This window comes from Photorhabdus sp. RM322S (assembly GCF_042879395.1).
Classification (GTDB): domain Bacteria; phylum Pseudomonadota; class Gammaproteobacteria; order Enterobacterales; family Enterobacteriaceae; genus Photorhabdus; species Photorhabdus khanii.
The window spans coordinates 1-10,124 of the sequence record NZ_JBHFKW010000068.1 but is presented as its reverse complement, the minus strand read 5'-3'; the positions used below and the strand labels follow the sequence as shown (position 1 = coordinate 10,124).

At 50.1% G+C, this 10,124-nt stretch carries 2 protein-coding genes; one reads left to right on the top strand and one right to left on the bottom strand.

The features are described from left to right. Window positions 1-9,747: amino acid adenylation domain-containing protein (locus ACGF63_RS21670; protein ID WP_387633143.1), on the top strand; the 9,747-nt coding region annotated here is incomplete at its 5' end. A gap of 103 nt (window positions 9,748-9,850) precedes the next feature. Here ACGF63_RS21670 and ACGF63_RS21665 read toward each other — a convergent pair. Continuing rightward, window positions 9,851-9,997 (bottom strand): hypothetical protein, encoded by a 147-nt coding sequence (locus ACGF63_RS21665; RefSeq protein WP_387633142.1) that lies wholly within the window; start codon window positions 9,995-9,997, stop codon window positions 9,851-9,853. Window positions 9,998-10,124 lie beyond the last annotated feature (127 nt).

Here is a 10,124-nt window from a genome sequence, read left to right as displayed (position 1 = left end):
GCCACCCTCAAACAGTTAAGCCAGCAGCACGGTGTCACGTTGTTTATGACCGTGCTGTCAGCCTGGGGTATCGTTTTATCACGGTTGTCCGGTCAAGACGATATCATTATCGGTACTCCCACTGCCGGCCGCAGCCGACAGGAAGTAGAGCCACTGATAGGTTTTTTTGTCAACACACTGGCCTTGCGGATGGCGCTTTCGGGTGAACTGACCGTGGCGGAATGCCTGTCCCGGGTGCGGGAAACTGCATTAGCGGCTCAGGCGCATCAAGATTTGCCGTTTGAGCAGGTGGTGGAAATTGTGCAACCGCCTCGTCAGCTGGCACATACCCCACTGTTTCAGGTGATGTTTGCTTGGCAGAACAATGAAAATACAGATTTGGCATTGCCGGGGCTGGATGTTACACCGAATGAGCAGGTTTTTGATGCCGTCAAGCTGGTTAAGAGCGTTAAGTTTGATCTTGAACTGGAACTGTATGAGGAATCAGGCGGGATTAGCGGGGCATTGAATTATAGTACCGCCCTGTTTGATCACACGACGATTGAGCGGCACACGGGATACTTACAGACTGTGCTGCAAGCGATAGTAGCCAATGCCCAACAGAGGGTGGAAGAGATCAATATCCTGCCCCCGGCAGAGCGCCGGTTATTGCTGGAAACGTGGAATGTGACGGAAACACCGTATCCTGACGCGATGTGTCTCCATCAATTATTTGAACAGCAGGCTGAGAAAATGCCGGAAGCCACGGCATTGGAGTACCAGGGACAATGCCTGAGCTATGCCGAACTCAATATCCGGGCGAATCGGTTGGCCCATCAATTAACTAGATTGGGTGTAACGCCTGATACGTTAATCGCGATTTGTGTCTCACGTTCACCGGCCATGATTGTCGGGATATTGGCCATACTGAAAGCGGGCGGGGCGTATGTTCCACTGGATCCGACTTATCCCAGTGAACGCCTGACACAGATACTCACTGATGCTGCATCGGCTCTTGTTTTGGCGGATGAAACTGGCCGAACAACTTTGGGAGAGAAGGCATTGATCGGACGGACGGTGCTTGACCCGAATGCCCGGTTTGACCTGCCGGATAGTAACCCACAAGTTTCGGCTTTAACACCACAGCATCTGGCCTATGTGATTTATACCTCGGGTTCGACCGGCATACCGAAAGGAGTCATGGTCGAGCATCAGGCTCTTTATCAACGTACGTTGGGGGTAAATGAACTTTACGCAGTTACGGCGTCAGATCGTGTACTGCAATTTGCCACTTTTGCCTTTGATGTCTCCGTTGAGGAATGCTTCTCAGCGTTATGTATTGGCGCCACGTTGGTGATGCGTGATGATAGCTGGCTGACTTCCATACCGGAATTCATCGCTTTGACCCGGCAAAATCACATCACGGTCATGTTTTTACCGACATTGTTCTGGTCTGAACTGGCAGCCAGTGAACAAGAACTGCCACTGCCTGACGACCTCAGACTGATCATCATCGGGAGTGAGGTCGTCAAAAAACATACCATTCAAGACTGGTTCGGGCAGGGCGGTTATCGGCCCCGATTATTAAATGCTTATGGACCGACGGAAAATACGGTAACGGCAACCTGTCAAGAAGTCTCATCGCCGAGTGAAGATCGTTCTATCGGTCGACCTCTCAAAAATACCCGCATTTATCTGCTGGATAAAACAGGGCAACCCGTGCCATTGGGTTGCACGGGGGAAATCTACATTGGTGGTGTGGGTGTCGCACGTGGTTACCTAAACCAGCCTGAACTGACAGCAGAACGTTTTCTGAATGATCCGTTCAACGATAACGCGGGTGCCCGCATGTACCGTACTGGGGACTTAGGCCGTTATCTGTCGGATGGCACGCTGGAATATCTGGGCCGTAATGACCAGCAGGTGAAAATCCGCGGTTTCCGTATTGAACCGGGCGAAATTGAAGCCCGGTTAATGGATCACCCGGTAGTACATGGTTCGGTCGTAGTGGCACAAGGGAAGGGTTCGGACAAACGTCTGGTGGCGTATGTGGTGGCGGACGTGGGAGAAGGGCTGGCGAATAATTTGCGTGAGCACCTGAGTAAAGTTCTACCGGAGTATATGGTACCGACGGCGTTCGTGCGCCTGGACAATTTCCCGCTGACATTGAATGGCAAACTGGATCGCAAGGCTTTGCCGGTGCCTGATGAGGATGCATTTGCCCATCAGAGACATGCAGCCCCTCAAGGGGAAATAGAAACCATTTTGGCGGCGGTCTGGCGTGAGTTACTGGACATTGAAAAAATCAGCCGGCACGACAATTTCTTTGCACTGGGTGGGCATTCTTTGCTGGCTGTACGGATGATTGAACATTTGCGTCATCAGGGGCTTAAATTGTCGGTACGTGACCTGTTTCAGACATCCGTACTATCCCAGTTGGCGCACAAACTGGAACAGTACCAAGCTGTGCCCGTACCCGACAATGTCATTACCCCGGATATCATCACGCTCACGCCAGCGATGTTGCCGTTGATAGACCTGACTCAGGCGGATATTGATTATATCGTCGGGCAAGTACCGGGTGGCATGAATAATATTCAGGACATTTATGCCCTGTCGCCATTGCAGGATGGGATCTTATTCCACCATTTACTGACAAACAGGGGGGATCCATACCTGTTGTCCATCCAGATGATGTTTGCAGACCGCGCGTTACTGGACCGGTATTTGGCCGCAGTGCAGCAAGTGATCAACCGCCACGATATTCTGCGGACGGCCTTTATCTGGCAGGGGATGTCTGTGTCAGCACAGGTGGTCTGGCGTCAGGCCACGCTATCTGTCATCGAGCTGACGTTAGATCCGGCAGACGGGCCAGTCAATGAACAGTTAATCCGGCGTTTTGATCCCCGTTATTATCGTCTTAACTTAAATGAAGCGCCGTTACTGCAATTTGTCATTGCCCAGGAAACGGACGGTCGTTGGTGCTTATTGGAATTGCAGCACCACCTGATTGGCGATCACACGGCGCAGGAAGTGATGCACCATGAAGTCCGGGCGTATCTGGTGGGACAAGCGGAGACACTGCCCGTTCCGGTACCGTTCCGCCATCTGGTGGCACAGGCGAGGTTGGGCATTAGTCAAGATGCGCACAATCGTTTCTTCACGGACATGCTGGCAGATGTGGCGGAGCCGACCCTGCCGTTTGGTTTAGCTGAGGTGCATCGTGATGGTTCGCAAGTAACGGAATATTTCCAGATGTTATCCGCCGCGCTGAATGGCCGTCTGCGCCGTTTGGCCCAGCAATTGGGCGTCAGTTTGGCGGCATTATGCCATCTGGCTTGGGCGCAAGTCTTGTCACGCACCAGTGGACAGGAAAAGGTAGTGTTTGGCACCATACTGTTCGGGCGCATGGCGGCGGGCACTGGGGTGGAGAATGGTTTGGGGCTGTTTATTAATACCCTGCCGCTGCGGTTGGATATTGATAATACGTCAGTACGGAAGAGTGTACAGCAGGCTCATACTCGACTGGCCGGATTATTGGCCCACGAGCATGCGTCACTGGCACTGGCTCAACGGTGCAGCGGCATTGACAACGAAAGTCCCCTTTTCAGTGCCCTGTTGAACTACCGGCATAATGCTGCGATCTCAGCCCCATCCAATGAGTGGATAAGTGGGATTGAGTTTGTTGATGGGCAGGAGCGGACTAGTTACCCCTTTGTGTTGTCGATCGAAGATTTTGGTGATGGTCTGGGTTTGACGGCACAAACAGTTCAGCCATTTGATTCCGCGCGGATATGCGGTTATATGCAACAAGCACTGGAAAGTCTGGCGGCCGCACTAGAGCATACGCCGGACAGCTCGGTTCGGAGCTTGGAAATTCTGCCGGAAGCCGAGCGCACCCTGTTGTTGACAACCCGGAATGTGGTGGAAACACCGCATCCTGCAACGTTATGTATCCATCAGTTATTCGAACAGCAGGCAGCGAAAACCCCGGACGTCATTGCGCTGGTATATGAAGATGAGACGCTCAGTTATGCTGAACTCAATGCCCGTGCCAATCGGGTGGCGCATCAGTTGCTGGCGTTGGGGGTAGCACCAGACCAGTTAGTCGCTATTTGTGTTTCACGTTCACTGGCCATGGTGGTTGGGGTATTGGCTATACTGAAAGCCGGAGGGGCGTATGTGCCACTGGATCCGGTTTATCCCGGTGATCGCCTGACACAGATCCTCACCGACGCAGCCCCATCTATTGTCCTTGCGGATGAAACCGGGCGGATAGCCTTGGGCGAGCAGGTACTGTCCGGGAGAAAGGTACTTGACCCGAATAATCTGCCTGAGCAATCGGACAGTAATCCACAGGTACCCAAATTGACTCCCCGTCATCTGGCCTATGTCATTTACACGTCTGGCTCAACAGGGACTCCGAAAGGGGTGATGGTCGAACATCGTAATATCCTGCGATTGTTTGAGGCGACTGAATCTTGGTATCACTTTAATCAACAAGACCGTTGGTGTCTGTTTCATTCCATTGCTTTTGACTTTTCGGTATGGGAATTATGGGGGGCATTGCGTTATGGCGCTAAACTCGTTTTAGTCCCCCACGCAATGACCCGCTCCCCACAGGAATTCCATCAATTTGTGTACCGGCACGGTATTACAGTACTGAATCAAACCCCCAGTGCTTTCAAAGCCTTTATTGCCAACTACGTTGATAACCCCTTATCGGATCAGTTGCGTTATATTATTTTTGGTGGAGAAGCCCTTGACCCAAGTATATTGAAGCCGTGGTATCACTTACGAGAAGACACGTCACCACAGTTAGTGAATATGTATGGCATTACGGAAACGACCGTCCATGTGACTTACCGGGTACTCAATCGCCATGATGTGATTCATGGGGTCAGCCCGATTGGTACACGTATTCCGGATCTTACGCTGTATTTGCTGGACAAATACGCTCAACCCGTGCCGGAGGGTGTTACCGGAGAGTTATATGTCGGCGGTGCCGGTGTTGCACGGGGTTATCTGAACCGGCCTGAACTGACAGCAGAGCGTTTCCTGAATGATCCGTTCAATGCCAAACCGGAAGCACGTATGTACCGTACCGGCGATTTAGCGCGCTATTTGCCGGATGGTAATCTGGAGTTTCTTGGCCGCGATGACCAACAGGTGAAAATCCGTGGCTTCCGCATTGAACTGGGAGAAATTGAAGCCCGGTTAATGGATCACCCGGTAGTACATGGTTCGGTCGTAGTGGCACAAGGGAAGGGTTCGGACAAACGTCTGGTGGCGTATGTGGTGGCGGACGTGGGAGAAGGGCTGGCGAATAATTTGCGTGAGCACCTGAGTAAAGTTCTACCGGAGTATATGGTACCGACGGCGTTCGTGCGCCTGGACAATTTCCCGCTGACATTGAATGGCAAACTGGATCGCAAGGCTTTGCCGGTGCCCGATGAGGACGCATTTGCTCGCCAGAAATATGTCGTTCCCCAAGGAGAAATAGAAACGGCTCTGGCTACTATTTGGCGTGAGTTACTGGACATCGAAAAAATCAGTCGGCACGACAATTTCTTTGCCCTTGGCGGGCATTCCCTGCTGGCGGTGCGCGTGATGAACCGGATAATGGCCGTATTGGGCGTGGAATTACCGTTGGCGGTGCTGTTTGACTCGCCTTCATTGGTGGCTTTAGCACAGGCGGTTCAGATTCGGCGAGATAACCAAGACAATGTCACCTTGCCTGTCATACTGTCCGTTTCCCGAGAGGGGAAATTACCGCTATCCTTTGCCCAACAGCGTTTGTGGTTCCTAACCCAGCTTGACGGTGTCAGTGAAACGTATCATATCCCTCTAGCGCTGAATTTGCGTGGCCGGCTGAATATAGCGGCTTGGCAACAGGCATTGAATACCGTCTTTGCCCGGCATGAAGCGCTGCGTACAGTCTTTATTTCCGTTGACGGTCAGCCACAGATCCGACTGCTGGCAGAAGACTGTGGGTTAACGTTGGTACAGCATGATTTACGCGGGCACCCAGAGGCGGATACAGTACTGGAACAGCTGTATACCGAAGCAGTGTCTACGCCGTTTGACTTCAGTCAAGGACCGTTTATTCGGGCGATGCTTATCCGGTTGTCGGAGGAGGATACTCAGTTCTTATTGACTCAGCATCATATTGTGTCCGATGGTTGGTCGGTCACGGTTCTGATACAGGAACTAAACGCGCTCTACACGGCCTTTCTGGCTGGTTACCCGAATCCGCTGCCACCGTTGACCATTCAATATCCAGATTATGCCGCCTGGCAGCATCAGTGGCTTTCCACAGAGCGCACCCAGGCGCAATCTGACTATTGGCGGGCTGTGTTGGCAGATGCGCCGGTGCTATTGGATTTGCCTACTGATAGGCCACGGCCACCGGTACAGTCATTTGTCGGTGAGGTTGTGCCTGTCCGGTTCGATCCGGCACTGACAACTGCCCTCAAACAGTTAAGCCAGCAGCATGGTGTGACATTGTTTATGACCGTGCTGTCAGCCTGGGGTATCGTCTTATCGCGGCTATCCGGTCAGGAGGACATCATTGTCGGTACCTCCAGCGCCGGCCGCAGCCGACAGGAAGTGGAACCGTTGATAGGCTTCTTTGTCAACACGTTGGCCTTACGAATGGCGGCTTCGAGCAAATTGACTGTAGCGGAATACCTGACACAGGTTCGGGAAACAGCATTAGCTGCTCAGGCACATCAGGATCTGCCATTTGAGCAGGTGGTGGAAATAGTCCAACCACCCCGTCGGCTGGCGCATACACCGTTGTTTCAGGTAATGTTTATCTGGCAGAACAATGAAGATATGAACTGGGAATTGCCGGATCTGACCGTCACACCGATTGATCAGGTTTTTGACACCATCAAAGTTGCTAAATTTGATCTCGAACTGGAACTGTATGAAGAGGCTGGCGGAATTAGTGGGACATTGAATTACAGTACCGCTCTGTTTGATCACACTACGATTGAGCGGCACATGGGATATTTGCAGGCGGTGCTACAAACGATGGTGGGCAATGCCCAACAGAAGATAGGAGACATGGATATTTTGGCTCCGGCAGAGCGTCGGTTATTGTTGAATACCTGGAACACAACGGAAATGCAGTATCCTGAAGAATTATGTATTCATCAACTGCTTGAACAGCAGGCCGCGAAAACTCCGGATGCCATTGCCCTCGTGTATGGAGAGCAGAGTCTCAGTTATGCTGAACTCAATGCCCATGCCAATCGAGTGGCCCATAGGTTGATTGAATGGGGTGTTGAACCGGATCAACGGGTCGGGATGTGTGTGTCAAGATCACCCGAAATGGTGGTTGGGGTATTAGCTATACTGAAAGCCGGCGGGGCTTATGTACCACTCGATCCAACTTATCCAGATGAAAGATTGGCCTATATGCTCGAAGATGCCGCCCCCATTGTGGTACTGACTCAAACCAAGTGGGCTGATCGGCTAGTCAGCACTGTGCCTACTGTTGTACTTGATGCCCAAGCAACATTCTGGATGCCATATTCCACTGATAATCCAGAACCTCAGGCGTTGGGACTGACATCACACCATTTGGCCTATGTCATTTACACCTCCGGTTCTACAGGACAACCTAAAGGCGTGATGAACAGTCACCAAGCGTTGAGCAATCGCCTACTATGGTTTGTCCGAGATATTGCAACGACACCATTGGTTGGGGCTTTGAAAACCAGCATCAGTTTTGTTGATTCCGTCACCGAGATGTTAGGTGTGTTATTGGCTGGTGGTAAACTGGTTGTGTTCAGTGAGGATGAAGTGAAAGATCTTAACCGTTTCAGTGATGGTTTACGTCGCTTTGGGGTTAATTATCTGGTGGTAGTGCCTTCACTGTTAAATCAATTAATTCAAGGCGATAGCGATGAATTGAAATCTATTAGAACCTTGGTTTGCAGCGGAGAACGGCTGGTCCCTGAATTGGCTAGACGAGTTATCACAGATTACCCTTGGCTCCGCTTGTTAAATTTTTATGGTTCATCCGAAATCAATGGTGATGCCACCTGGTATGAATACTCTGTCCAAACAGAAATACCGGAAGCATCAGTGATAGGCCGTCCCATCGCCAATACCAAGATTTATCTTCTTGATTCAATTGGGAAAACCGTCCCACTTGGCGTAGTCGGCGAAATTTATATCGGCGGTGCTGGTGTGGCTCGTGGTTATCTCAACCGGCCCGAATTAACTGCTGAACGTTTCCTTCATGATCCATATAGCGATAAGCGTGATGCATGTATGTACCGTACTGGAGATTTGGCGCGTTATCGTCCGGACGGCAATCTGGAATTCTTTGGTCGTAATGATCAGCAGGTAAAAATTCGAGGCTTCCGTATTGAACCGGAGGAGATAGAAGCCAAGTTAATGGAATACACGGCAGTGCATGGGGCCGTAGTGGTGTCACTGGATGATGGAACCGAAAAACGATTAGTGGCTTATGTGGTGGCGGATGCTGAAGAGGGGTTGGTCAACAGCCTGCGCATGTATCTAAGTTCGGTTCTGCCAGAGTATATGGTGCCGACAGCATTTGTGCGACTGGATAGCTTCCCGTTAACAGCTAATGGCAAACTGGATCGACTGGCATTGCCAGAACTGGATAGCGAAGCGTTTGCCCGTCAATACTATGAAGTACCACAAGGGACAGCCGAAACCGTGTTGGCCGCGATTTGGCATGAACTGCTGGGTATCGAAAAAATCAGTCGGCACGACAATTTCTTTGCGTTGGGCGGGCATTCACTATTAGCGGTACGAATGATGAATCTTGCCGCTGGACGGGGGTTGAGTTTCACGTTAAATACCCTATTTCAATTCCCTGTATTGGCCGAATTAGCCGCAAAAATTGTCTCAGCTCCTCTGCTTCAACCGCAAAATAACGCCATATCAGTACGGTCAGGTGGAACTGGGCTGCCACTATTTTTTGTTCCCAGTGGTATGGGTGATTATTCGTATGTCTTCGGGCTGTCTCAGCATATCTCATCGGGTTACCCGATTTATGCATTGCCTTGGCCTTCCATAAATGAAGAACCGATGTCAACGATGGAAGAGTTAGCAGCCAGAATGGTGACCATGATGAAAGCCGTTCAACCCACTGGTCCATATCGGATAGGGGGCTATTCTTCTGGTGGTATATTGGCCTACGCGATTGCCCAGCAACTTTTGGATATCGGTGAGCGAGTTAATTACCTAGGGCTAATTGATTCACCTGCACCTCATTATTTAGGAAAAGAAATCGTGCAACCCAAATATCACTTCCTTAGTGAACTCGCTAGACAGTTAGGAGGGGGGCATCCAGAAGAAATATCAACGTTGTACCGGAGTGTTGAAGAGTTGAATTTGATTCAGTTTATTGAACTTTCACAAAAATTAGCATTATACCCAGCAAGTCTATGTGCTGATATAATCGCCAAACGTTGGGAGCAAATTGTAAATTATGTACAAATAGTTACAGATTATGAACCGACAGCGTTGACAATAAAATTGCATCAATTCTATGCAATTGAATCTGATCATATGATTTCTTTTATAATGGAAGAAGCATCCGAATCTGTAAACACAGATCTCTCGTTAGGTTGGGCACATATAATGCCTGATGCTTTACTTCAGTTGATTGCTGTTTCGGGAAATCATTTTAGTATGATGGAGAGTCATGAGTATAAAATAGCTTTAGCTGAAGCTTTGAATAGAACGCTGTTAATCAGCAGAGATACAGAGCCAGTGTGATATTAATTTAACCTGAATTCGTTTAAGCCGTCACTGGAAAATCTTTTTCTGAGTAGAAAATTTTCAGGGACAGCTTTTCCATTTAGGAGATTTAGGTGACCGGTCAGCCAAATACCCCCTGTAAGCCATAGGTATCTACACATTTTTCGTCATAAATGGTACTAATGTTTAGTATTCTGATAACTCCCTTTGTATTGTCGGGCTTGATGTCCGACTCAACCAGCGATATTGCACGCTGGTCAAACAACATATGACCCCCGTTTCGTCCTTGTCTTCTGCAATTACGAGAATGTAATGAACGCATCCCAACCACTTAGCCTTTGGCATTGTGCTGAAATTGAGAGATGAGTGTGGATCCTCACAGATTTCCGGCCTTA